General features: G+C 66.0%; 22 protein-coding genes. 8 read left to right on the plus strand and 14 right to left on the minus strand.

Translation table 11 applies throughout. The features are described 5' to 3' along the window. The first annotated feature begins 64 nt into the window (after positions 1 to 64). On the plus strand, positions 65 to 739 hold the full coding sequence (locus J0H39_16060; protein ID MBN9498270.1) for a dienelactone hydrolase family protein: 675 nt from the start codon (positions 65 to 67) through the stop codon (positions 737 to 739). Here J0H39_16060 and J0H39_16065 read toward each other — a convergent pair. From J0H39_16065 to J0H39_16075, 3 genes are read right to left on the minus strand one after another with little or no spacing between them, the layout of a single operon-like run. After that, positions 736 to 1,584: a VOC family protein gene (locus J0H39_16065; protein MBN9498271.1), complete on the minus strand. Its 849-nt coding sequence runs from the start codon at positions 1,582 to 1,584 to the stop codon at positions 736 to 738. The two genes, J0H39_16060 and J0H39_16065, sit on opposite strands and share 4 nt — an antisense overlap. After that, complete coding sequence (locus J0H39_16070; GenBank protein MBN9498272.1) at positions 1,581 to 3,626, minus strand: bifunctional aldolase/short-chain dehydrogenase; 2,046 nt, start codon at positions 3,624 to 3,626, stop codon at positions 1,581 to 1,583. Before J0H39_16070 ends, J0H39_16065 begins: the two co-directional genes overlap by 4 nt. Before the next feature lie 8 nt (positions 3,627 to 3,634). After that, positions 3,635 to 4,537, minus strand: a complete 903-nt coding sequence (locus tag J0H39_16075) for an S-methyl-5'-thioadenosine phosphorylase (GenBank protein ID MBN9498273.1) — start codon at positions 4,535 to 4,537, stop codon at positions 3,635 to 3,637. Positions 4,538 to 4,675: 138 nt separating this feature from the next. Here J0H39_16075 and J0H39_16080 point away from each other — a divergent pair, with 138 nt between their 5' ends. Continuing rightward, entirely contained in the window at positions 4,676 to 5,062 is a 387-nt protein-coding gene (locus tag J0H39_16080; GenBank protein ID MBN9498274.1) for a response regulator, read from the plus strand. Positions 5,063 to 5,147: 85 nt separating this feature from the next. On the opposite strand, the gene J0H39_16085 is transcribed toward J0H39_16080, so the two are convergent. From J0H39_16085 to petA, 3 genes are read right to left on the minus strand one after another with little or no spacing between them, the layout of a single operon-like run. Beyond that, positions 5,148 to 5,915 carry a cytochrome c1 gene (locus J0H39_16085; GenBank protein ID MBN9498275.1) on the minus strand — a complete coding sequence of 256 codons (768 nt, stop codon included), beginning with the start codon at positions 5,913 to 5,915 and terminating at the stop codon, positions 5,148 to 5,150. Continuing rightward, positions 5,915 to 7,156: a cytochrome b N-terminal domain-containing protein gene (locus J0H39_16090; protein MBN9498276.1), complete on the minus strand. Its 1,242-nt coding sequence runs from the start codon at positions 7,154 to 7,156 to the stop codon at positions 5,915 to 5,917. The genes J0H39_16085 and J0H39_16090 overlap by 1 nt, the downstream gene beginning before the upstream one ends. 41 nt (positions 7,157 to 7,197) lie before the next feature. Further along, on the minus strand, positions 7,198 to 7,767 hold the full coding sequence (gene petA, locus J0H39_16095; protein MBN9498277.1) for a ubiquinol-cytochrome c reductase iron-sulfur subunit: 570 nt from the start codon (positions 7,765 to 7,767) through the stop codon (positions 7,198 to 7,200). Positions 7,768 to 8,168: 401 nt separating this feature from the next. Here petA and J0H39_16100 point away from each other — a divergent pair, with 401 nt between their 5' ends. Both J0H39_16100 and hemF read left to right on the plus strand, forming a co-directional pair. Next, on the plus strand, positions 8,169 to 8,633 hold the full coding sequence (locus J0H39_16100; protein ID MBN9498278.1) for a tRNA methyltransferase: 465 nt from the start codon (positions 8,169 to 8,171) through the stop codon (positions 8,631 to 8,633). Next, a complete protein-coding gene (gene hemF / locus J0H39_16105) occupies positions 8,630 to 9,508 on the plus strand; it encodes an oxygen-dependent coproporphyrinogen oxidase (GenBank protein ID MBN9498279.1) in 879 nt (292 codons plus the stop codon). Before J0H39_16100 ends, hemF begins: the two co-directional genes overlap by 4 nt. Positions 9,509 to 9,517: 9 nt before the next feature. Here the strand turns inward: hemF and J0H39_16110 are convergent, their stop codons facing one another. The 7 genes from J0H39_16110 to J0H39_16140 form a co-directional block, all read right to left on the minus strand. Continuing rightward, positions 9,518 to 10,681 (minus strand): hypothetical protein, encoded by a 1,164-nt coding sequence (locus tag J0H39_16110; protein ID MBN9498280.1) that lies wholly within the window; start codon positions 10,679 to 10,681, stop codon positions 9,518 to 9,520. Between the two features lie 41 nt (positions 10,682 to 10,722). After that, positions 10,723 to 11,262: a hypothetical protein gene (locus J0H39_16115; protein MBN9498281.1), complete on the minus strand. Its 540-nt coding sequence runs from the start codon at positions 11,260 to 11,262 to the stop codon at positions 10,723 to 10,725. 196 nt (positions 11,263 to 11,458) lie between these two features. Next, a complete protein-coding gene (locus J0H39_16120) occupies positions 11,459 to 12,676 on the minus strand; it encodes a CCA tRNA nucleotidyltransferase (protein MBN9498282.1) in 1,218 nt (405 codons plus the stop codon). 9 nt (positions 12,677 to 12,685) lie between these two features. Beyond that, on the minus strand, positions 12,686 to 13,093 hold the full coding sequence (locus J0H39_16125) for a DUF2237 domain-containing protein (GenBank protein MBN9498283.1): 408 nt from the start codon (positions 13,091 to 13,093) through the stop codon (positions 12,686 to 12,688). Between the two features lie 12 nt (positions 13,094 to 13,105). Next, positions 13,106 to 13,393: a hypothetical protein gene (locus tag J0H39_16130; protein ID MBN9498284.1), complete on the minus strand. Its 288-nt coding sequence runs from the start codon at positions 13,391 to 13,393 to the stop codon at positions 13,106 to 13,108. After that, a complete protein-coding gene (locus J0H39_16135) occupies positions 13,390 to 14,052 on the minus strand; it encodes a CoA pyrophosphatase (GenBank protein MBN9498285.1) in 663 nt (220 codons plus the stop codon). Before J0H39_16135 ends, J0H39_16130 begins: the two co-directional genes overlap by 4 nt. Next, positions 14,049 to 14,609: a DUF1285 domain-containing protein gene (locus J0H39_16140; GenBank protein MBN9498286.1), complete on the minus strand. Its 561-nt coding sequence runs from the start codon at positions 14,607 to 14,609 to the stop codon at positions 14,049 to 14,051. Before J0H39_16140 ends, J0H39_16135 begins: the two co-directional genes overlap by 4 nt. Positions 14,610 to 14,673: 64 nt before the next feature. Between J0H39_16140 and J0H39_16145 the strand changes: the two genes are divergently transcribed. From J0H39_16145 to J0H39_16160, 4 genes are read left to right on the plus strand one after another with little or no spacing between them, the layout of a single operon-like run. Next, positions 14,674 to 15,789: a MoxR family ATPase gene (locus J0H39_16145; protein ID MBN9498287.1), complete on the plus strand. Its 1,116-nt coding sequence runs from the start codon at positions 14,674 to 14,676 to the stop codon at positions 15,787 to 15,789. A gap of 29 nt (positions 15,790 to 15,818) precedes the next feature. Then, entirely contained in the window at positions 15,819 to 16,700 is an 882-nt protein-coding gene (locus J0H39_16150; protein ID MBN9498288.1) for a DUF58 domain-containing protein, read from the plus strand. Next, complete coding sequence (locus J0H39_16155; GenBank protein MBN9498289.1) at positions 16,697 to 19,453, plus strand: DUF4159 domain-containing protein; 2,757 nt, start codon at positions 16,697 to 16,699, stop codon at positions 19,451 to 19,453. The genes J0H39_16150 and J0H39_16155 overlap by 4 nt, the downstream gene beginning before the upstream one ends. Continuing rightward, positions 19,450 to 21,549 carry a hypothetical protein gene (locus J0H39_16160; protein ID MBN9498290.1) on the plus strand — a complete coding sequence of 700 codons (2,100 nt, stop codon included), beginning with the start codon at positions 19,450 to 19,452 and terminating at the stop codon, positions 21,547 to 21,549. The genes J0H39_16155 and J0H39_16160 overlap by 4 nt, the downstream gene beginning before the upstream one ends. A 1-nt stretch (position 21,550) precedes the next feature. Here J0H39_16160 and J0H39_16165 read toward each other — a convergent pair whose 3' ends face one another. Beyond that, positions 21,551 to 23,251 (minus strand): EAL domain-containing protein, encoded by a 1,701-nt coding sequence (locus tag J0H39_16165; protein MBN9498291.1) that lies wholly within the window; start codon positions 23,249 to 23,251, stop codon positions 21,551 to 21,553. Between the last annotated feature and the right edge of the window lie 7 nt (positions 23,252 to 23,258).

Here is a 23,258-nt window from a genome sequence, read left to right on the forward strand (position 1 = left end):
GACCGCCATAGTCGCGAACGGCGAATCCGGCGCGGAATCCCGCGCAAGAACAACGGGGAAACGGATGGGTCATCCGATCGAGCTACAGGCGGCGGACGGGCATAAGTTCCAGGCGTGGCGTTCCGACCCGCCCGGCAAGCCCAAGGCCGGACTGGTGATCCTCCAGGAGATTTTCGGGCTCAACGAGCACATCCGGAAAACCACGGATTCCTATGGGTATGACGGGTATTTGGCGATCGCGCCGGCTCTGTTCGACCGGGTGACCCCCGGGATCGAGCTTGGCTATGGCGAGGACGACATCGCCAAGGGCCGCGATATCCGCGGCAAGGTCCCCAACGACAAAGCCGTGACCGACGTGGCGGCCTGCGCCCTGGCCCTGCAACGGGCCGGCTGCACCAAAATCGCGGTTATCGGCTATTGCTGGGGCGGCACGCTGGCCTGGCTCGCGGCCACCCGCGTCACCGGCCTGGACGCCTGCGTCTCCTATTACGGCGGCGGGGTCGTCCAACATCTGAACGAGACCGCGCGCTGCCCGGTCCTGTTCCATTTCGGCGAGACCGACCATTCGATCCCGATGTCGGACGTCGAGAAAGTCGGCCGGGCCCTGCCCGACGCCGATCTGTTCGTCTATCCCGCCGGGCACGGTTTCAGCTGCGAAGCGCGCGGCGCCTACGACAAGCCGTCGGCCGACAAGGCGCGCGAACGCACCAAGGAATTCCTGCGCCGCTACGCGGGCTAAACGGACTCGAAACTAAGGGCGAGACCGCCGGCTTCGTCCGGGGCCACATGCACGGCCCCGGCGAGATCCTTTTCGTAATCGAATCCGCCCGCCTTCAACGCCGCGCGCGCGGCGGCCCCGTCGGCGACCGCGATCGTCATGCCGGCGAAGCCCATCCGCACGGGCTCGTCCGACGCGACGGCCGGATGCAGGAACGACAAATCGTCGGGCTTCACGATCATCAGCGGGGCGCCCGTGCCCCAGCGCACGGCGAGCGTATCGTCGGTCGCGGTCACCGCCCCCAAGCCCAAAATCGTTTCGAACGGATCGCGCAACGCGATGGGATCGTCGGCCACGAAGGTCAGCGACGCGATCCCGGTCGCCGTATTCGCATGGCGCATCCATTCCGGGCGCCACACCAGATCGCGCGTGAGATGCGCGCAAACGAAGGGCTTCATGCCCGCCGGATAAGGCTTTTGCGGCATGGCGAGGTCGAACGCCGGCTCGACATCGCCTTCGGGCAATTCCAGCAATCGGGATAAAGATTTCCGTTCATGCGGAATGCCGCCTTTGGCGAGGAACGCGGAAGCCGCGTCGATATCGCCCGTCGCCACCGCGAAGCCGAGCAAGCCCGGCCCTTGCGCCGCCAGCATCGCGTTCAAGCCGTTGTCGAAGCCGGCGGGATCGACGATGCCGAGCAACTCGACATAGTCATGTGCGAACATCGCGCAGTAATTGCCGGTTCCCCAGCCTTTGTGACGGCCGCGCGGGGACAGCGTGAAACCCAGCCGCGTCCACAATTCGCGCGCGGCTTCGAGATCGGCCACGCCGACGAGCGCATGGTCGATCCCGGCGAGCGGCTTCATCGCAAAGCCGCGGCGATGTTGCCGCCATCTACGGTCAGCACGGCGCCGGTCGTCGCGCGCGCCAGCGCCAGCGCGACGAAACCTTGCGCCACGTCCTGCGCGGTCACTTCGCGGCCGAGCAGATTGCCGCCCATATAATCCTTCTCGGTCAGGCCGCGCGCCTTCGAGCGCGTGGCGATCATCGCGTCGGTCAGCAGGCCGGTGCGGATGCGATCGGCGTTGATGCCGTTGGCGCGAATGCCGATCGAACCGTAATCGACGGCGTATTGGCGCAGCAGGAACATCGTCGCCGCCTTGGGCAAGCCATAGGGCCCGAAATCCGGGCCCGGATTGACCGCCTGCTTCGACACGTTGAACAACAGGCAGCCGCCCATGCCTTGCGCCTTCATCACGCGCACGGCGTTCTTGGCGACGGTTTGATGCGCGAAGAAATTGAGTTCGAAGGATTCGCGCATCGTCTTGTCGTCGACCTCGCCGATCTTGCCGCCCCACGCCGCCCCGGCATTGGACACGACGATATCGACGCCGCCGAAGCGCAACGCGGCCGCATCGAACGCCGCGCGCACGTCGCTTTCCTTCGTCACGTCGCAGGCGAGGCCCAAACCGCCGAATTTCTTGGCGACCGCTTTGGCCGCCTCGCCGTCGCGATCCAGCACGACGACTTCGCAGCCTTCCGCCGCGAAAGCTGCAACGCTCGCCGCACCGATGCCTGAACCGCCGCCGGTGACGAGCGCCACATGGCGCTGCAAGCGCTTCTCGGCCGATTTGCCGAGCTTGGCTTGTTCCAGCGACCAGTACTCGACGTCGAACAGATCGCCCTCGGTCACGCTTTCGAACGGGCCGATCCCTTCGGCGTCGGCGATGGTCGCGGCCGCGGCCTCGACCAGATCGCCGGCGATGGCGCTGTCCTTGGCGGTGATGCCGGCACAGAAGGCGCCAAGACCCGGCACCAGCACGACGCGCGGGGCGGTATCGAGGATTTTCTTGATGCCGCCGACACGCGCGTTATGCCGCTCGAAATACGCGGTGTAGTCCGCGTCGTATTGCGCGCGCGCCTGCTTCACCGCGTCGGCGAACCCCGCCAGATCGTCTGCCTTCGGGGCGGGCACGATCATCGGGCGGTTCTTGGTGCGGATCACATGGTCGGGCGTGATGACGCCGGCTTGCGAATAGCGCGACAATTCGGCGCCGTTGACGAAGTTCATCACGTCGGCCGTGTTGCGCAATTCCATCACGAAGCGCTTCTCGCCCGCGGCGATGGCACCGCGCAGGATCGGCGCCACATCGGTCGCCGAGGCGATCTTCGCGGGCAACGTCACGCCCGGGAACGCGCGACGACCAGCTTTGGCGATGCGCTCTTCCGCCATCGTCACCAGCGCGATCATGCGGTCATAGGCTTCCTTCGCGGTGTCGCCCCACGAGAAGATGCCATGCTTGTGTAGCACCAAGCCCCAAGCGCCCTTGGCTTTCGCCGCCGCCTCGCCCGCCATTTTGGCGAGCGCGAAACCCGGCATCACATATTCGACGACCGGCGCCTTGTCGCCATAGACCTCGCGCAGAATGTCCATGCCGTTGGCGTGATCGGAAACCGACAGCACGGCATTGGCATGCGTGTGGTCGATGAATTTGGGCGCGAGGAACGCGTGGAAGATCGTCTCGACCGACGGGTTGGGGCCCGACGAATCCAGCATGTTCACACGCTGGAAATTGACCATGTCTTCGTCGGTCAGCTTGTCGAGTGTCGCCAAGCGGCGCAGCGGATCGAGGCGCACGGCCGGCAGGCCCGGCGGTTCGATCTGGCCCATATCCCAGCCCGAGCCTTTGACGCAGAGCACGTCGACGTCGTCGCCGAACTGGTCCTTCATCCGCGTCTTGACCGACGTGTTGCCGCCGCCATGCAGCACCAATTGCCCCACGCCGCCGAGCAGGCGCGTGGTGTAGGTGCGGATCGCCAGATCTTCGTTGCAGCCTTTGGCGGCGTATTTCGCCGTGTAATGCGCGATGGCGGCCTTGGCGTCGGCGTCGGAGTAGAGATTCTTCATATCGAAATTCAAGCCTTCTTCAAAACGCGGCCGGCGACGCAGTCGAGCTTCGCGGCCATTTTCGGATCGCGCGCTTGGGGTGCGGTGATCAGGGCGGCTTCCAGCGCCGTATGGCAGCCCTTGTCGCAAACATGGGTGCGCGATTGGAGCTTCGGCGCCACGGCCTTCACCAACGCGCGCGCATTGTCGGCATTGGCGAGCAACACTTTGATGACCGCGTCGACCGTGACGTGGTCGTGATCGGGGTGCCAGCAATCGTAATCGGTCACCATCGCGACGGTCGCGTAGCAAAGCTCGGCCTCGCGCGCGAGCTTCGCCTCGGGCATGTTGGTCATGCCGATGACCGAGCAGCCCCAGGACCGGTAAAGCTCGCTCTCCGCTTTGCTGGAAAATTGCGGGCCTTCCATCACCATATAGGTGCCGCCGCGCGTGTAAGGCAGCTTCAGCGCCTTGCAGGATTCCTCCAGATGGTCGCCCAAGCGCCCGCACACCGGATGCGCCATCGACACATGGGCGACGAGGCCCGTGCCGAAGAAGCTCTTCTCGCGCGCGAAGGTGCGGTCGATGAACTGATCGATGATGACGAAATGTCCGGGCGGCAATTCGGCCTTCAGCGAGCCGACGGCGGAAACCGAGACGATCTCGGTCACGCCCACGCGCTTCAACGCGTCGATATTGGCGCGGAAATTGAGGTCCGTCGGCGACAGTTTATGCCCGCGGCCGTGGCGCGGCAGAAACACGATTTCCTGCCCGTCGAGCTCGCCGAACATCAGCTCGTCGGACGGATCGCCCCACGGCGTTTCGACCTTCCGCCAGCGGACATTCGCGAGACCGGGAATGTCGTAAACGCCCGATCCGCCGATGACCCCGAGCTTGGGCGGCGTGGCGCTGTGCGAGGCGGTGGCGGACATAAGCGAGGCTCCCGGTTCGATCCTGCGGAAACGCGTTTTCGGGGGTTGGTATAGCCGATTCCGCCGGTCGTTCAACCGGCTGCAAATTTTACATGTGCATGGTTCCGGACGCGGCGCGAATGGCGTAAACATACCGCGATGAACAGCACCCCCACGCCGAAAACGATCCTGATTCTCGACGACGACCGCACCTGGCGCGAAATCGCCACCGCCGTGCTGGAAAAGCGCGGCTTCGCGGTGGTCGCGGCCGAAACGCTCGACGAAGCGCTGGCGGAGATCGACAAGGGCATGGCGCCCGCCGTCGCGATCGTCGATCTGGTGATGCCGCGCGAGAACGGGATTCAAGCCGTCGCCTCGATCCGCAAGCGCAGCCGCAACATCGCGATCCTGGGCATGTCGGGGAATTTCGATTCCTATCGCGCCGGCGGCAGCGCGATGCGGCTTGCCGGGGCCGACGAAATCCTCGCCAAGCAAGCCGGCCCCGCCGAACTCGCCGCGGCCGTGGAGCGCTTAGCCATCGGTTGAATTCACGCCAGCTCGGTGCGCCAACGAAAAAGGCCGGCGGAGCGATCCGCCGGCCTTTCCCGTTCGAGCCCGAAGGCTTGAAAGCTTAGTGCTTGATGTCGCGCCACACGCGACGCTTCGTGGCGTAGAGCAAGCCCGCGAGGATGATGAGGAACAGCATCACCTTCACGCCCAGCGAGTTGCGCGCCTCGAGATGGGGGCTAGACGCCCAGGTGAGGAACACCGACACGTCGTGCGCTTGCTGCGCCAACGTCGCCTTGGTGCCGTCCGCGTAGGTCACGCGGTCGTCCGACAGCGGCGACGCCATGCCGATCTGATGGCCGGGGAACCAGTCGTTGTAGTTCATCCCCTCCATCAGCGTGACGCCGGCCGGCGGCGTTTCCTTGTAGCCGGTCAGCAGCGCGTAGATGTAGTTCTCGCCGCCCACGCGGTTCTTCACGATCAGCGACAGATCGGGCGGGTAAGCGCCGCCATTGGCCGCGCGCGCCGCCTGCTGGTTCGGGAAGGGCGACTTGAAGCGATCCGACGGGCGGGCCGGGCGCTGGAACATTTCGCCTTCGTCGTTCGGGCCGTCGGTGACCTCGTATTCCTTCGCGATGGCCGCGATCTCGGCTTCCGACAGACCGATACCGGCCAGGTTGCGGAAGCGGATCTGGTGCATCGCGTGGCACGCCGCGCAGACTTCCTTGTAGACCTGATAACCGCGCTGCAATTCCGCGCGATCGAAGGTGCCGAAGAAGCCGGTATGCGCCCATTTCTGGGTCGGCACCTTGGGCGTCTCGGCGGCCGAAGCCGCGCCGAGCCCCAAGCCAAACGCCAGAACCGAAGCGATCAGAAGTTTCGCCGTGCGCATTACGCCTTCTCCATCGGCTTGCTCGCCGCAACCATACCCGCTTTGCCCCCGCCCAAGACCGGCTCGGCGATCGAGGCGGGCAGCGGCAGCGGACGTTCGAACCAGCCGAGCAACGGCAGGATCACCAGGAAATGCGCGAAGTACCAGACCGTCGCGAACTGCCCGACGAGCAGCGGCACGCCTTCGGCCGGCATCTGCCCCGCCCAGCCCAGCGCCAAGCAGCAGACGACGAACAGCCAGAAGAACACGCGATAGACCGGGCGGAAACGCGCCGAGCGCACGCGGCTGGTGTCGAGCCAAGGCAGCAGGAACAGGATCGCGATCGCGCCGAACATCAGCAACACGCCGCCCAGCTTATCGGGTACGGCGCGCAGCACGGCGTAGAACGGCAGGAAGTACCATTCCGGCACGATATGCGCGGGCGTCACCAGCGGATTGGCTTCGATCCAATTGTCCGGATGACCCAGCGTGTAGGGGCTGAAGAACACGAAATAGGCGAAGAAGATCAGGAACACCGCCAGGCCGAACGCGTCCTTCGCCGTGTAGTACGGGTGGAACGGGATCTTGTCCTGCGGGCCCTTGGCGTCGATCCCGAGCGGGTTGTTCGAGCCATGGACATGCAGCGCCCAGAGATGCAGCAGCACCACGCCCGCGATCACGAAGGGCAGCAGGTAGTGCAGCGCGAAGAAGCGGTTGAGGGTCGGGTTGTCGACCGAGAAACCGCCCCACAGCCACAGCACGATATGCTCGCCCACGATCGGGAAGGCCGAGAACAGGTTCGTGATGACCGTGGCGCCCCAGAACGACATCTGGCCCCAGGGCAGCACGTAACCCATGAACGCCGTCGCCATCATCGCGATGAAGATGACGATGCCGAGCCACCACAAAATCTCGCGCGGATATTTGTACGAGCCGTAATAGAGGCCGCGCAGGATGTGGATATACACCACGATGAAGAACATCGAGGCGCCGTTCATGTGGATGTAGCGGATCAGCCAGCCATAGTTCACGTCGCGCATGATGCGCTCGACCGAGTCGAACGCGCCCGCCGTCGACGGGTTGTAGTTCATGGCGAGGAAGATGCCGGAGAGGATCATCACCACCAGCATGATCCCGGCGAGCGACCCGAAGTTCCACAGGTAGTTCAGGTTGCGCGGGGCGGGATATTTGATGAGCTCGTGGTCGATCAGCGAGAAGATCGGCAGACGATGGTCCACCCACTTCACGATCGAATTCGCCATGAAGGGCGAAGGAACGTAATCGTACTTGGCCATGATGCGCCTCAGCCGATCCGGATGGTGGTGTCGTTGGTGAAAGCATAGCTCGGCACGGCCAGGTTCAGCGGCGCCGGCCCGCGGCGGATGCGGCCCGACGTGTCGTAGTGCGAACCGTGGCAGGGGCAGAACCAGCCGCCGAAATCGCCCTTGGCGTCGGTCGGCTTCTGCCCGAGCGGCACGCAACCCAGATGGGTGCACACGCCGATCAGGACGAGCCATTCGGGCTTCTGCACGCGGCGCGAATCGGGCTGCGGGTCGGGCAAAGCGGCCTTGTCGTCTTCCTTGGCCTTGGCGATTTCCTCGGCCGTGCGGTGACGCACGAACACGGGCTTGCCGCGCCAGGTGACGGTGATCGCCTGACCGACGGCGATGGGCGCCAAATTGACCTCGGTCGAGGCCAGCGCCAGCACGTCGGCGGCGGGGTTCATCGAGTGGATGAACGCCCACCCGGTAAGGGCCGCACCCGTCCCGGCGAAGGCGCCGGCGGACAGATACAAAAAGTCCCGGCGCGTCGTGCCGTCGGGGTGCTTGCGGCCTTCCCCTTCGGTAATGGTGGTCGAACCCGGCTGAGCCATGCCTCGTCCCTCTCGTGATCCCATTCCGCGAAGGGAAGCCGCCCTTCGCGAATTCAAACCTTTTCGCCCGCCCGACGCGGCGCCGGGCGAAAACACGCCCGAATTTGCCACGCCGGGACGTGCGCCCACAATCCAAGACCCCACTGCTTAAGGGGTAGAGTGGACCGGCGCACGATCGAGACCTGCGACGCGTTGCCGCAGGCCCCCGGAAATGCCGAAAACGGGGGGTTGGGTCACGACGAATCGCCAGCACCCCGCCCCCCGGTCACCGGCGGTGCGGGTATAGAACATCGTCCGGCCGGATGCAAAGTCTTGGAGGGCTATTCCCCAAAAACGCCCTGCGAAGACGGCACTTTGCCCCCGGCCCCGCCCCCTTGTAGGGTCCCGCCATGCCGGCCCCGATCCGCCTTGCGCTCTACGAGCCCGATATCGCCCCCAATGTTGGGACGATTTTGCGCCTGGCGGCCTGTTTCGATTTGGGCGTGGATATCGTCGAACCCTGCGGATTCGTGTGGTCCGAGCCCAAATTGCGCCGCGCGGGCATGGATTACCTCGACCGGGTCGACCTCGCCCGCCATACGAGCTGGACACGTTATATGGCGGCCGCGCGCCCGCCTCGGCTGGTCCTGCTGACCACCAAGGGCGCCACCCCCCTGCCCGATTTTCGCTTCGCCCCCGGCGATACGTTACTGCTGGGCCGGGAAAGCGCGGGCGTGCCCGACGCGGTCCACGACGCGGCCGATTCGCGGGTGGTGATCCCGGTCGCGGCCGGGACCCGCTCCCTCAACGTCGCCATCGCCGCCGGGATCGCGGCGGGCGAAGCCTTGCGCCAGCTCGGCGCGTTTCCCGAACAGCGAACATCATGACCGATATCGACGCCCGCAAAGCCCGCGCCCAAGCCTGGTTTCGCGAACTTCGCGACCGGATCTGCGCCGAATTCGAGAAGATCGAGGACGAGCTCGATGTGGGTTCCCATGCCGCGATGCCGGCCGGACGGTTCGAGCGCAAAGACTGGGCGCGCACCGATCATTCGGGCGCACCCGGCGGCGGCGGCACGATCTCGCTGATGAAGGGCCGCGTGTTCGAAAAAGTCGGCGTGAATATCTCGACCGTGTTCGGCAGCTTCGCGCCCGAATTCGCCAAGAACATGCCGGGGGCGGCCGAGGATCCGCGCTTCTGGGCGTCGGGCATTTCGCTGGTGGCACACATGCGCTCGCCCAAAGTGCCGGCCACGCATATGAACACGCGCCATATCGTGACGACCAAAGCCTGGTTCGGCGGCGGCGGCGATTTGACGCCGATGGTGCCGCACGAACCCGACACGGCGCATTTCCATGCCGCGTATAAGGCCGCGTGCGACAAGCACGATCCCGCCTACTACCCGCACTTCAAAAAATGGTGCGACGAATATTTCTTCCTGCCCCATCGCAACGAGCCGCGCGGCGTGGGCGGCATCTTCTTCGACAATCTCGGCGACAAGCACGGCACGGGCGATTGGGAGAAGGATTTCGCCTTCACCCGCGATGTGGGCCTCGCCTTCCTCGACGCGTTCCCGCCGCTGGTTCGCGCGCATATGCGCGAACCCTGGACGGCGGAGGAGCGCGAGCATCAACGCATGCGGCGCGGGCGCTATGTCGAGTTCAACCTGCTCTACGATCGCGGCACGACCTTCGGCCTCAAAACCGGCGGCAATGTCGAGGCGATCTTGATGAGCCTGCCGCCCGACGTCGGCTGGCCGTAATCAGGGCCGCTATTCCTGAGTTCGAAACTTTCGGCGGATCGCGAGCAAGGTCAGCGCAACGAGTACCGCCGACACAAGGCCCTGTACTGTCAAAGCGAGAGCCCACCACCAATCCCGGGCCACGATGATCGGTTCCTTGTTAAAAAGTCCGAGCGGGTTGGTGATCTGCGACACAGACAGAAAAGCGGCCTTCAGCGCATTGCATGTCACATCAAAGCGATAGGCTGTCGGCTCACACAGGGTGAAAATCTCCCGCCAACCTTTCGGGCTCTCCTCGACGAAAACAGCCAAGTCGAAGCAATAGGAAAATGCCGCGCTCAATGCGGCCAACACAAAAAGCCACACCATTGGACGGCCAGCGGACTGGCCATAATTGGATGTCCAATCGTAGATCCAGCTCATCAGCCCCTGGAAATTCCACCCACCTTCTGTGCGCTCAAACCGCAGTTCAAGTGCATGAAAATGATCGCGCAACGGCACATTTTTCAACGCCGTCAGGTGCGCCTGCATGTTGCGATAAGCTTGCGCCGTCAAGAGCGGCAAGCCCCAAGAACGGGCCGGAAACTGAGTATCAGTGATCGTGACTTCGCCCACGAACGGATTGCCTTCATTCGCTGCCGGCAAGGCGAGATCCAGCGCGTATCCGCCGACCGACCGAAAAACACGCAAGGCGCTGGGCTCAAATACAATCCGCCGGATCGTGCAATGATGGAGTTTTAGCTTGATCCTCATATTCTCACGGACTCTAAGTCGGCCGACTTGGCAGGCCTTCAGTTTCAGGTCGCATGGATGCCTGACGTCGATATGCCCGATCTTTAGATTCTGAAACTCGTAACGTCCGCCAGCGTCGATCGAGACCCCGCGCAGGCCTTCGACGAGCGTCTCCTGGAAATCCACGCTGCTACCCAATACGATCGGGTCCGGTTGTGAATTTCGATCGAAGCTCACATTTGCGGCAACCGCATTATGGACCGCCTCTCGAACACGCCGATCAAAAGTGTGATCAAGCGGTTGATTGGGGAATTCACGTAGAGCCGACTCACGGCTAAAGGTCGCCTCGGCGTTCTGAGGTAGCGCACCGAACCAATCGACCAAGCTCTTGGCGTTCTCTCGCGTCAGCAGAAGTCGGCGATATTTTCCCCGGCCGAACCAGGCCTTAATTTCATCGATCAAGGAAAGCCCTCCGCAGCCCGATGGGCCCCAGCCTTGAGAATTCAGCTCTGCCCGCCGGAGAAGCGCGGGCTTTGCAGCACTTCGCGCACGCCATGCCCGTCGAGCAGGCAGGCCGCGAGCATCGCCACGCGCGTCTCGCCCGCTTCGGCCGCGTAAGGCAGCAGCAGGCGGCGGAACGATGCTTCCATAACGCCGTCGGACAGATGGACCTCCGTGACCGTCGGCGCGCCCTCGCGCACGCAAGCGGCGAAATCCGCCGCCATCGTCAGGGCGTGGATCGCGGGCTTCACTTCCGCCACCGTGCGCGGCGGCATTCGCCCGCGCAGATCGCGCGCCGTGCAGATCAGCCGAAAGACGAAATCGTAGCCGCTTGGGCTCGCCGGATTGGGCTCGACATCGATCAGATTGACGCGACCGACCATCGGCAACATCGCCTCGAACGTCACCATTCCGCGCGCCGGCAATGGCAAATCGCCCCGCTGCGCATTCCAGCGCGCGATCATTTCGGCGAAGGTGCCGTCTTCGGGCGGCAAAGGCAATCGCCGGCTTTCAGCGCGTGCGGAGGCTGCGAAATCGAGCATCGATATCGAGTCGGACCGAAACGACGAGGAAGCGAGACGTTGCGCATATACCTAAATCGCAGGTCGGATGCACGCGCAAAGCGCGGCGGGCGGGCGCGTTAACCTAAAAAATCCACGGCGAATCGGCGCTTCAAGTAGCCAATCTTTTGGTGCCGATACCTATGTATGAAACGACGCACGATTGGCGCGAAGATTTTTACGGTTCATTTTTTGCGGCGCGCGCCAGTAGATTTTCTTTTGATAGAGAGAAATTCGAATCCACCCAAGCGCGTTCGGCCGCGCGCAACGCGTTGCCCATCGCGGGGCCCGGCGCCACGCCCGCGGCGCGCAAATCTTCGCCGCCGATCGGCAAGACCGGGCGCGCCCATTTTTTCGCGGCGGCGAAAACGGTTTCGGCCTGTACCGGATCGGCGAACAAAGCCGCGTCGATCAACGCGCGATCGCGCGCATCGTCCCCCAACCAATAGAACGCGCGCGCAAGCGCCGCCGCATCGCCGCCCGCGTCGATCCGCGCCGGCGGCCGGACCAAGCGTTCGAGCCGTGCGGCCTGCGCGTTCGACAAGCGCCAGCGTCGCGCGAAATCGCGCGTATCGAGGGCGAAACAAGCGAGCCGGCGGATCGGATCGGCGGCGACACCCGACTTGATTTCGAACGCGTCGAGTGCGGCGATATGCGCAATACCCGCCGCATCCGCTTCCGGCAGCCAATGCGCCAAAAGCCCCGCCTCGCGCATCGCCGCCAGCATCGGCGCAGCGCTTGGTCCGGCGAGCAGGCGGAACATCTCGCCGCACACACGCTCGGCCGACAGATTGGGCAGAAGCACGGCGCCGTTTCGACACGCCGCCAGCGATGCGCCGTCGAAATCCCCGCGCGCGAACCGCGCGTGAAAACGGAAGAAACGCAAAATACGCAACACGTCTTCACGGATGCGCGTCGCGGCATCGCCGATGAAGCGCACGCGGCCGGCTTCCAGATCGGCGCGCCCGTCGAAATAATCGTGGAGCGCGCCCGCTTGATCGAGCGACAGCGCGTTGATGGTGAAGTCGCGGCGCGCGGCATCTTCGCGCCAATCGGCGTCGAAGGCGACGCGCGCATGGCGGCCGAATGTTTCCACGTCGCGGCGCAAGGACGTGATCTCGTATTTCGCCGCTTGCGCCCCCGGGCCGGTCAGCGCGGTGACCGTGCCGTGCTCGATCCCCGTCGGGATCGCGCGCAATTTCGCGGCGGCGAGTTTGGCGATCGTTTCCTCGGGCGGATAAGGCACGCCGATATCGATGTCGAACGGCACGGCGCCGATCAGCGCATCGCGCACGCAGCCGCCGACGAAGCGCGCGTCGGGCCCCAAGGCCGCCAACACGGCGCGCGCGGGCGCGTCGTCGGCCCATGACGGCAGCTTGTCGAGCGTCGAATCCATAACGGGAGTTTAGACGTCTTCGGCGGCGTGCGCCTTCAGATCGTCGAGCGCGCAGATATCCAGCGTGGCGACATGGGTGCCGCGCAAATTCACCTTCGGCGCCTTGCCGGCCAGAAAGGCCTCCTGCCAGCGCGCGGCGCACAAGCACCATTGGTCGCCCGGCTTCAAACCGGGAAACCCGTATTGCGGCATCGGCGTCGACAGATCGTTGCCGCGCGATTTGGAGAAGGCGAGGAATTCGGCCGTCATCACCGCGCACACGGTATGCACGCCGCGATCCGTGGGGCCGGTGTTGCAGCAGCCGTCGCGGAAAAAGCCGGTCAGCGGGGCATGGCTGCAATCGGCGAGCGGCAGGCCCAGCACGTTCTTGGCCCGCTTGGGTCCGCCGCCGCCGCGCTCGTCGCGTTCGCCGTCCATCGCTTCGCTCCGTTAAGGCCGTTCGATATGGCCGGGCACGATGCGCCCGTCTTCGATGCGCGCGGGCACGTATTGCCCGTCGTATTTATCGCCGCCTTGCAGCAACGCAAACCCCGCCGTCGCGATCAGCACGAGGCCGAGCCCCGCCCCCGCCAGCCACACCAGCGGGGCTTCCGCCCAAGTCGGCGCTTCGCCGCGCCCGAGTTTTTCCGCGCGCCGCTGTTCGACCGACAGCCACGCCGCATAGACGATGAACGGCAGGATCAGCGGCAGAACGATCTGAAGCAGGATCCGCGTCATTCGCGCGACGCCGATCCCGGCGGTTGCGGAACCGCCGCTTCGCCGGTCAACGCTTCGTAGAGATTCACAAGCATGCCCGCGGTCGCTCCCCAGATGTAACGATCGCGATAGGGTAGCACCCAAAAATGCCGTTCGATGCCTTGAAAAATCTTCGAATGCCGTTCGTGGTTGCGCGCGTTCAGCGCATATTCCAAGGGCATTTCGAAGATGTCGGCGACTTCGAATGCGTCGGGCACCAGATCGAAGGGCGGCGTGACGATGCCGACGATCGGCGTCACCTGATAAGCCGTACGCGTTTGATACGTGTCGAGCCGGCCGACGATTTCGATATGTTTGCGCGCGAGCCCGATTTCCTCCTCGGTCTCGCGCAAGGCGGCGGCGAGCGCGTCGGCATCGCCGGCATCGACCCGCCCGCCGGGGAAGCTCACCTGGCCCGCATGATCGTGCAGATGCGCGGTGCGCTGGGTCAGCAGCACCGACAAACCTTCCGGCCGCGCGATCAGCGGCACAAGCACCGCCGCCGGGCGCAAGGGCTTGTCCGGCGCCGGTCCCAAACCCGGATTGCCGTCGTGATCGCCGCGGATACGGATCCCGGCCCGGCGAATGCCGGGCTCGGTCTGCGCCAGACGCGCACGGATCCAATCGGACGAAACACTCATGTTACCGGGCCCAATTCGAAGAACGCGCCCTGGCTCCACACGCCCAGGCCGCCGCCGGGCGTTTCGACCGCGCGTTCGACCAGACGATAGAACGGTGCGCGCGCGATTCGCGCCTCCAATCCGCGCGCTATCAACACATAAGGAATGCGCGCGCCCTCCGGCGTCTCGGCGACCCGCAACGGATGCTCGGGGCCCAATGCCACGGTTTCGTCCAAATTGGTCCGCAAGGTGACGGTCTGCGAAGCGCCCTCGCCCGCGAAATCGACATCGACGGCGACGAAGGGCGCGTCCGCCACGTCGATCGTGCCGCGTTCATAGGGGGTGACCAGCCAATAGGACCCGTCCGCTTCGCGCCGCAACACGCGCGCGAACAGCTTGACCAGCCCCAGCCGGCCGATCGGCGTACCGCGATGGAACCATGTGCCGTCGCGCGCGATCGACAGGCCGAAATCGCCGCAGCTTTCGTCCGGGCCGGATTCGACCGGGCCCGTCTTGGCGCGCGGGGCCGCGAGTCCCGCGAGCGCTGTGGATATCTGGGGGGTGGACTCGTCTGGCATGGCTTTCGCTCTACATCCGTACCGATCTTAAACCGCCGAAACGACGGGAGATATAGCCGCAGACATGCCGAAACCCAGTGGTGCTGGACTCTCCCCCGCCGCACCGCCAAACTCTTCTTCAGGGACAGGTTTTGCCATCGTTGCCGAGAAAGGTCGAACGCTCGTGAACGCTCCCGTCGCACCCCCCGCGCTTTCCGAAGACCCCGATAAATTGCTGGCCGAGCTCGAAACGCTCGGCACCTCGCTCGCCAAAGTCCGCGAAGGTATCGGCCGCGTCATTTTCGGCCAGAAGGACGTGATCGATCAAACGCTGGTCACGCTGCTGGCCGGCGGCCATGTGCTGCTGATCGGCGTGCCCGGCCTCGCCAAAACGAAGCTCGTCGACACGCTCGGCACCGTGCTGGGCCTCGACACTAAGCGCGTCCAATGCACGCCCGACCTCATGCCCGCCGATATCATCGGGTCGGAAGTGCTGGAGGAAAGCGACAGCGGCAAGCGCGAATTCCGGTTCCTCAAAGGGCCGGTCTTCGCGCAGTTGTTGATGGCCGACGAAATCAACCGCGCTTCCCCCCGCACCCAATCGGCGCTGCTGCAATCGATGCAGGAACGCCGCGTGTCGGTCGGCGGCGTCTATCACCAGTTGCCCGATCCGTTCCACGTGCTGGCGACGCAAAACCCGCTGGAACAGGAAGGCACCTATCCGCTGCCCGAAGCGCAGCTCGACCGCTTCCTGTTGCAGGTCGATGTCGACTACCCGGATCTGGACGCCGAGCGGCGCATGCTGATCGCGACGACTGGCGTCGATGACGAGAAGCCCAAGCAAGCGCTGACCGCCGCCGAACTCAAAGCCGCGCAGACGCTGATCCGCCGCGTGCCCGTGGGCGAATCGGTGGTCGAAGCGATCCTCAAACTCGTGCGTTCGGGCCGTCCGGCCGAAACGAACGTGGACGAGGTGATGAAGCACGTGATCTGGGGCCCGGGTCCGCGCGCCAGCCAAGCGTTGATGCTGGCCGCCCGCGCGCGCGCCGTGCTCGACGGGCGCTTGTCGCCGTCGATCGACGACGTCGTGGCGCTGGCCGGCCCCGTGCTGCGCCATCGCATGGCGCTGTCTTTCGCCGCGCGCGCCGAAGGCATCACGATCGACAACATCATCGAGCGGCTGGTGGCGCCCCTCGCGTGAGCGCTTCGGCGGCGACGCAAAGCGGCAAGGTGACGGATACGGCCACGCGCACGCGCTTGGCCGCCGAACAGCTCGCGAGCAAATTGCCCGCGTTGCTGGCCGCGGCCGATCGCGTCGCCTCCACGGTCGCGCAAGGCGTGCATGGGCGCCGGCGTGCGGGCCAAGGCGAAACCTTCTGGCAGTTCCGCCGCTACATGCCCGGCGACACGATCGACCGCATCGATTGGCGCCAGACCGCCAAATCTGCGCATGTCTATGTCCGCGAGACCGAGTGGGAAGCCGCACAGACCGTCTATCTGTGGCTCGACCGTTCGCCGTCGATGGATTGGGCGTCGGATAGGCGCCTGCCGCGCAAGCAGGAGCGCGCGGAATTGCTGCTGCTCGCCTTGGCCGCATTGCTGGCGCGCGGCGGCGAGCGCGTGGCGTTGCTGGGCACCGGCGCCCCGCCCGCCCACGGCAAATTCGCGGTCAATCGCCTGGCCGAATTGATGCTGACCTTGCCGCAAGTCTCGGGCGGCTTGCCGCGCACGCAGCGTTTGCCGCGCCATGCGGGTTGCGCGTTGTTCGGCGATTTCCTCGCCCCGCTCGACGAAATCGACGCACGCATCAAATCGATCGCGGGAGCCGGCGTGCGCGGGCATCTCGTCCACATCATCGATCCGGCCGAGGCGGGCTTGCCCTATTCGGGACGCACGCGCTTCGAAGGCTTGGAGGATGACGGCGCGCTGCTGGTCAGCCGCGTGGAATCCGTGCGCGAGGATTATCTCGCAGCGTTCGAAAGCCATGTCGCGGGCTTGCGCGATCTCGCGCGCGGCTATGGCTGGGTCTATCACCAGCACCGCACCGATCGCGGGCCCGAATTGCCGCTGATGTCGCTGTGGCTGGCGCTGGCGGAGGGCCCGGGACGATGAGTTTCTTCGCCGCCTTCGCCTTCCTGTCGCCGTGGTGGCTGATCGTCCTGTCGGGCCTGCCCGTGCTGTGGTGGCTGCTGCGCGTGACGCCACCGGCGCCGCGCCGCGCCGCCTTCCCGGCGATCGCGCTGCTGCTGCGCTTGAAGCCGAAGGAGGAAACGCCTGCACAGACGCCCTGGTGGCTGCTGCTGCTGCGTTTGCTGATCGCGGCGTTGATCATCCTCGCACTGGCCCAGCCGGTCATCAATCCGGCGGCGCGGCTGGGGGCGAGCGGCCCGGTGATGATCGTGATCGACGACAATTGGGCGTCGGCCGCGAATTGGGCCGGGCGGCGCACGGTGATCGACCAAATCCTCGACCGCGCCGAACGCGAAGTGCGCGCGGTGACGGTGCTCAGCACGTCGCCCAATCTTTCCGGCGAAGCGCCGCGCCTCAGCCGTTTGGCGACGGTGCAGGAAACGCGTTCGCTGCTCGGCGCGCTCGAGCCCAAGCCGTGGCAAGCCGATCGCGCGGCGGCCTTGGCCGCGTTGGACGCGAACGCGCCGGCGCAAGCCGCCGCGATCTATTATCTCGGCGACGGGCTGGAAGACCCGAACACCAATCCGCTGGTCGAACGGCTGCAACGCATCGGCCCCGTCACCTATATCGCCGACCCGCCCGAACGCCGCGCGCAATTGATCCTGCCGCCATCGTCCGAAGCGCAAGCGATCGCGGTCACCGTGGCGCGCCCCGATAGCGGCGGCACGATCGACAGCGCCGTCGTGGCGCGCGGCGACGACGGTCGCTTGCTGGCGCGCGAGCGTTTGCTGTTCGAAGCGGGTGCGGCGCAAGCGACCGCCCGCTTGTCGATCCCGGCCGAATTGCGCAATCGGATCTCGCGCATCGAGGTGGAAGGCCAAGCGACCGCCGGATCGATCGCGCTGATCGACGAGCGCTGGCGCCGCCGCCCCGTCGGCATCGTCGCGTCGGGCGGGCAGGAAAAACAGAACCAGCCGCTGCTCGCCGATCAATTCTATCTGGAGCGCGCGTTGCAGCCCTTCGCCGAAGTGCGCGCGGGCGAATTGACCGATCTGCTCCAGCGCGAAATCTCGGTGCTGCTGCTCGCCGATCTGGGCCGCTTGTCGGATGCGGAACGCGCCCAACTCGAACCCTGGATGCGGCGCGGCGGCGTGGTCGTGCGCTTCGCGGGCCCCCGCATCGTCGAGGCCGACGACGATTTCGTGCCCGTTCCGCTGCGCTTGGGCGGGCGCGCCTTCGGCGGCGCCATGACCTGGGATCAGCCTTTGGGCTTGGCGCCGTTCGACGCGGACTCGGCCTTCGCGGGGCTGGAAGTCCCCGATGATCTGCGCGTGCGCCGCCAAGTGTTGGCCGAACCCTCGCTCGACCTCGCGCAAAAAACCTGGGCGCGGTTGACCGACGGAACACCCCTCGTTACGGCCGACAAGCGCGGCGAAGGCTGGCTCGTCATGGTCCATGTCACCGCCTCGCCAGAATGGTCGAATTTGCCGCTCTCGGGGCTTTACGTCGAAATGCTGCGCCGCTTGCTGGGGCTTTCCCAGGGGATCGCGGGCGATGCGGGCGGCGATGCGGTGCTGGCCCCCGTCGCCACGCTCGACGCGTTCGGGCGGCTTGTGTCGCCCTTCCCCGCCGCGACGGGCGTGCAAGCCAAGGCGCTGGCCACACAAGCCGCGTCGGCGCGCACGCCGCCCGGCCATTACGGCACCGATACCGCACGGCGCGCGCTGAACCTGTCGCAAGGCATGGAAGCGCCGATCGCTTTGCGCAGCTTGCCGATCGGCGTATCGCGCGCCGATTACGCGCCCGCGCGCGAGGTCGATTTCAAGCCGCCGCTGCTGATCGCGGCGTTCCTGCTGGTCGTCGGCGATCTGCTGATCGCGCTGTTCTTGCGCGGGCTGCTGAATTTCCGGCGCGCCGGTTCCGCCGCCGGTGCGGTGTTGCTCGCCACATTCGCACTGGGTGCTACGAACGCGGATGCGCAGACGCGCCCGCCCGCCGCCCCCCAAGCGCAATTCGACGAACGCACGGGGCTGGAGAACGCGTTGTTCACGCGCTTCGCCTATGTGACGACAGGGCGCGACGAGATCGACAACGTGAGCCGCGCCGGTTTGTCGGGCCTGGGCGTCGTGCTCGCGCGCCGCACGGCGGTCGATGCCGCGCCGCCGATGGGCGTGGATGTGGAGCGCGACGAACTGAGCTTCTATCCGCTGCTCTATTGGCCCGTGTCGCCGCAAGTGCCCCGGCCCAGCGACCAAGCGCTGCAACGCGTGAAGCGGTTCCTCGCCGACGGGGGCATGATCCTGTTCGACACGCGCGAGGCCGATTTCATCGGCCCCGCCGGCAACGGCCCGGCGGCGCAGCGCTTGCGCGAAATCCTGCGTCCGCTGGATTTGCCGCGCCTGGGCCGCATCACGCCCGCGCATGTGTTGACCAAGGCGTTTTATCTGCTGCAGGAATTTCCCGGCCGCGTGACGGGGGCCCCCGTCTGGGTCGAAGCGCCCGACGCGACCGAGAATGACGGCGTGTCCAGCGTCATCATCGGCGCGAACGATTGGGCGTCGGCCTGGGCGCTGGACGGCAATGGCCGCGCGATGTTCGCCGCCGTGCCCGGTGGCGAAGGCCAGCGCGAATTGGCCGTGCGCTTCGGCGTGAACCTCGTGATGTACGCGCTGACCGGCAATTACAAAGCCGATCAGGTCCATGTCGACGCGATCCTGGATCGCATGCGCCGATGACCGAATATTCGATCGCCTTCGCGCCATTGATCCCGGCCTGGGCGCTGGCGCTGCTGGCGTTGATCGCCGTGCCGGTCGTCGGCTACGCGCTGTTCGCCAAGGCGCGCGGCGCCGGGTGGCGCTTGGCGGCGCTGGCGGGCTTGCTGCTCGCACTCGCCAATCCGCTGGCGGTGATCGAGCAACGCCAATCGCTGCCCGACGTGGCGCTGGTCGTGGTCGACGAATCCGCGTCGATGCGCATCGGCGAACGCGCCGAGCGGGCGGAACGCGCGGCCAACGCGCTGCGCGATCGCTTGGGCCGCGAGCGCGATATGGAAGTGCGCGTGGTGCGCGCCGGTGCGGGCGGCGTGGGCACCGACGGCACAAGGTTGTTCGACTCGATCGAACGCGCGGTCGCCGACGTGCCGCGCGGGCGCATCGCGGGCGTGGCGGTCGTCACCGACGGCCAAGTCCACGACGCGCCCAAGGGTATTGCCGAGGAAATCCAGCGCCTCAACCTGCCGGGCCCGATTCACACGCTGCTGGCGGGCAACCGCAACGAGATCGACCGGCGTTTGGTGATCGACGAAGCGCCCGCCTTCGCCATCGTCGCCAAGCAGCAATTCCTGACCATAAGGGTCGAGGAAGGCGAGCCGCCGCGCCCGGGTGCCGCGCGCCAGATGGCGCGCGTCGAAATCAAGCGCGACGGCGTGCCCTTCCGCACGGTGCAAGCGCCGGTGGGCGAGGCGACGCAAGTCGAGTTCCAGATCGACAAGCCAGGCACGACGATCTTCGAATTGGAGGTCGAGCCGGGCCCGCGCGAATTGACACTGGAGAACAACCGCCAAGTCGTGGTCGTCAACGGCGTGCGCGACCGCATGCGCGTGCTGCTGGTGACCGGCGAACCGCATTCGGGCGAGCGCACCTGGCGCAATCTGCTGAAATCGGACCCCGCCGTCGATCTCGTCCACTTCACCATTCTGCGCCCGCCGGAGGCGCAGGATTTCACGCCGGTGAGCGAGCTGTCGCTGATCGCCTTCCCGATCCGCGAATTGTTCGAGGTGAAGCTGCGCGAGTTCGACCTTGTGATCTTCGACCGCTATCGGCGGCGCGACGTGCTGGCGCAGATCTATCTCGACAATATCGTGCGCTATGTGCGCGGCGGCGGCGCCTTGCTGATCGCGGTGGGCCCCAATTTCTCGTCGCCGAATTCGCTGTTCAATTCGCCGCTGGGCCAGATCATGCCCGGCATCCCGACGGGCCAGACATTCGAGCAATCGTATCTGCCCGGCTTGTCGCCGGTCGGGCGGCGCCATCCGGTGACCGCCGATCTGCCCGGCGGGGCGGGCACCACGCCCGAATGGGGCCGCTGGTTCCGCCATGTCGATACCGAGCCGCGCCGCGGCCAGGTGCTGATGAACGGCGTGGGCGAGCGGCCGCTGCTGTTGCTGGACCGCGTGGGCGAAGGCCGTGTGGCGCAGATGATGAGCGACAATATCTGGCTCTGGGCGCGCGGCTATGACGGCGGCGGCCCGCATGCCGAGCTGCTGCGCCGCGTCGCGCACTGGCTGATGAAGGAGCCCGAGCTCGAAGAGAACGATCTGAAGGCGCGCGTGCGCGGCAACCGGGTCGAGGTCGAGCGCCGCGCGATCGATCCCGTCTCGACGCCCGTGCGCGTGCAAGGCCCCGATGATTTTTCGGCCGAGTTGCGCCTGACCGATTCGCGCGGCGGGCGGCAGACGGCCGTGTTCGTCGCGGAGAAACCCGGCCTCTATCGCCTGACCGACGGCGAACGTTCCACGCTCGCGGCCGTCGGCGCGGTCAACCCGACCGAAACGGCCGATGTGCGCACGACCGACAAATTGATGCGCGCCGCGGCCGAGGCGAGCGGCGGCCAGATCGCTTGGCTGCAAGACGGCGCGCCCGAATTGCGCCGTGTGCGCCCGGGCCGCGACATGGGCGGGCAGATTTCGGCGACGCGCCATTGGATCGGCTTCCGCGCCAACGGCGATTACGTCGTGGCCGGTGTGGCGCAAACCCCGCTGATGCCGGGCTTGCTCACGTTCCTTGCGGCACTCACGCTGTTGCTGATCGCCTGGCGCCGCGAAGGACGCTAATTCACGCGACCACTTTGCCGGGTTCGATCGCCGCACTGGCCGGGCCCTTGATCGCGGCGCAGAGGCGTTCGATTTCGCGCGCGGGCAGCGGCCGGAAATAGAGGAAGCCCTGGCCCAGCACGCAGCCCAGATCGAGCAGCAGCTTGGACTGGCTGTCGCGCTCGATCCCTTCGGCGACCATGCGCAAGCCCAGCGCCTTCGCGAGACCGATGATGACGCGCACGATTTCGAAGCTGTTGGGATCGACGTCCATTTCGCCCACGAAGCTGCGATCGATCTTGAGCTTGGCGAAAGGCAGCGAAGGCAATAGCGACAACGAGGACTGGCCGGTGCCGAAATCGTCGATGGCGAGCGAAGCGCCCAGCGAGACGACCGCGTCGAGCAGCTTGCGCGCGGCGGCCGGATTGTCGACGACGGCGCTTTCGGTGAGTTCGAGTTCGAGATGGCAAGGATCGAGTCCCGCCGCTTCCAGCGTCGACGCGACGAGGGCGGGCATATCCTCGCGCGCGAGCTGGCGCGCGGAAACGTTGACCGCCACGTAATCGGGCGCCGCCGCGCCGTAGTCGCGCCGCCAGCGCGCCATTTGCAGGCAGGCCTGCGCCAGCACATGGCGGCCGATCGGCATGATCAACCCCGATTGCTCGGCGATCGGGATGAACACGCCCGGCGGGACGGCAAATTTGCCGGCCCGGTTCCAGCGCAGCAGCGCTTCCACGCCGCGCATCCGCCCGCCGTCGAGGTCGACGATCGGCTGATAGACGATTTCGAACTCGTTCTTGTCCACGGCCTCGCGCAAGGCGAGTTCCATTTCCAGAAGCCCCAGCGCGTCGCCATGGCGCGCGGGCTCGAAAATCTCGATTCGCGCACCGCCGCCGGTCTTCGCGCGATGCAAGGCGACGTCGGCGTTGGAGACGAGCGTGGGTGCGCGCGGCGCGATCCCCGGATCGGCGAAGGCAAGGCCGACCGAAGCCCCCACCGCCAATTGGCGGCCGGGCAGCGAAGCGCCCAGCGTGAAGCCGTCCTTGAACGCGTCGAGCGCGGCGTCGGCCAAAATCGCCGCCTCGGCCTTGCGATTGCACTCGACCAGGAAGCCGAACTCGTCGCCGCCCAAGCGCGCGAGCGCGTAGCCCGCCCCCAGCGCTTCCTCCAGCCGGCGCGCAACGGCGATCAGCAATTCGTCGCCCGCGTGATAGCCGAGCGAATCGTTGATCACCTTGAAGCGATCGATGTCGAGGCAGACGACCGCGATTTCGCTGGTCGAGCCGTGGACGCGCCGGCGCAGCAGCGCTTGCTCGACCTGTTCGAGAAACAGCGCGCGCGCGGGCAAGCCGGTCAATTGATCGCGCAAGGTGCGTTCGACCAATTGGCGCTCGATCGCGGCCTGATCGGTCAGGTCGCGCAGCGTCACCAGGAAATAGGGCAAGGCGGCGCCGACGGAGACGTAAGCGGGAAACGCGCGCCCGTCTTTGGACAGCGCATGCGCTTCGAATTGCGCGGTCGTCTCGCCCGTCACGTTCCAGATATCGGGCACGGCGTCGGCGTTGGGCACGAGTTCGATCAGCGACTGGCCGGACGGATCGCCGCCGAGCAGGCGCTTGGCCATGCGATTGGCGGCCATCACGCGACGCTCCGCGTTCAGCACCAGCACCGCTTCGGGCAAGCGATCGATCAGGCGTATTTCGATCTCGGTCGGATCCGTCACGTGGGGT

This window comes from Alphaproteobacteria bacterium (assembly GCA_017308135.1).
GTDB lineage: Bacteria > Pseudomonadota > Alphaproteobacteria > CACIAM-22H2 > CACIAM-22H2 > Tagaea.

Bases quoted from the DNA above. Each gene is read 5' to 3' on its own strand.
- J0H39_16160 (MBN9498290.1), top strand. From the start codon at position 19,450: ATGACCGAATATTCGATCGCCTTCGCGCCATTGATCCCGGCCTGGGCG.
- J0H39_16115 (MBN9498281.1), bottom strand. From the start codon at position 11,262: ATGCTCGATTTCGCAGCCTCCGCACGCGCTGAAAGCCGGCGATTGCCT.
- J0H39_16155 (MBN9498289.1), top strand. From the start codon at position 16,697: ATGAGTTTCTTCGCCGCCTTCGCCTTCCTGTCGCCGTGGTGGCTGATC.
- petA (MBN9498277.1), bottom strand. From the start codon at position 7,767: ATGGCTCAGCCGGGTTCGACCACCATTACCGAAGGGGAAGGCCGCAAG.
- J0H39_16135 (MBN9498285.1), bottom strand. From the start codon at position 14,052: ATGAGTGTTTCGTCCGATTGGATCCGTGCGCGTCTGGCGCAGACCGAG.
- J0H39_16130 (MBN9498284.1), bottom strand. From the start codon at position 13,393: ATGACGCGGATCCTGCTTCAGATCGTTCTGCCGCTGATCCTGCCGTTC.
- J0H39_16085 (MBN9498275.1), bottom strand. From the start codon at position 5,915: ATGCGCACGGCGAAACTTCTGATCGCTTCGGTTCTGGCGTTTGGCTTG.
- J0H39_16145 (MBN9498287.1), top strand. From the start codon at position 14,674: ATGCCGAAACCCAGTGGTGCTGGACTCTCCCCCGCCGCACCGCCAAAC.
- J0H39_16060 (MBN9498270.1), top strand. From the start codon at position 65: ATGGGTCATCCGATCGAGCTACAGGCGGCGGACGGGCATAAGTTCCAG.
- hemF (MBN9498279.1), top strand. From the start codon at position 8,630: ATGACCGATATCGACGCCCGCAAAGCCCGCGCCCAAGCCTGGTTTCGC.
- J0H39_16120 (MBN9498282.1), bottom strand. From the start codon at position 12,676: ATGGATTCGACGCTCGACAAGCTGCCGTCATGGGCCGACGACGCGCCC.
- J0H39_16080 (MBN9498274.1), top strand. From the start codon at position 4,676: ATGAACAGCACCCCCACGCCGAAAACGATCCTGATTCTCGACGACGAC.
- J0H39_16070 (MBN9498272.1), bottom strand. From the start codon at position 3,626: ATGAAGAATCTCTACTCCGACGCCGACGCCAAGGCCGCCATCGCGCAT.
- J0H39_16065 (MBN9498271.1), bottom strand. From the start codon at position 1,584: ATGAAGCCGCTCGCCGGGATCGACCATGCGCTCGTCGGCGTGGCCGAT.
- J0H39_16090 (MBN9498276.1), bottom strand. From the start codon at position 7,156: ATGGCGAATTCGATCGTGAAGTGGGTGGACCATCGTCTGCCGATCTTC.
- J0H39_16125 (MBN9498283.1), bottom strand. From the start codon at position 13,093: ATGGACGGCGAACGCGACGAGCGCGGCGGCGGCGGACCCAAGCGGGCC.
- J0H39_16140 (MBN9498286.1), bottom strand. From the start codon at position 14,609: ATGCCAGACGAGTCCACCCCCCAGATATCCACAGCGCTCGCGGGACTC.
- J0H39_16075 (MBN9498273.1), bottom strand. From the start codon at position 4,537: ATGTCCGCCACCGCCTCGCACAGCGCCACGCCGCCCAAGCTCGGGGTC.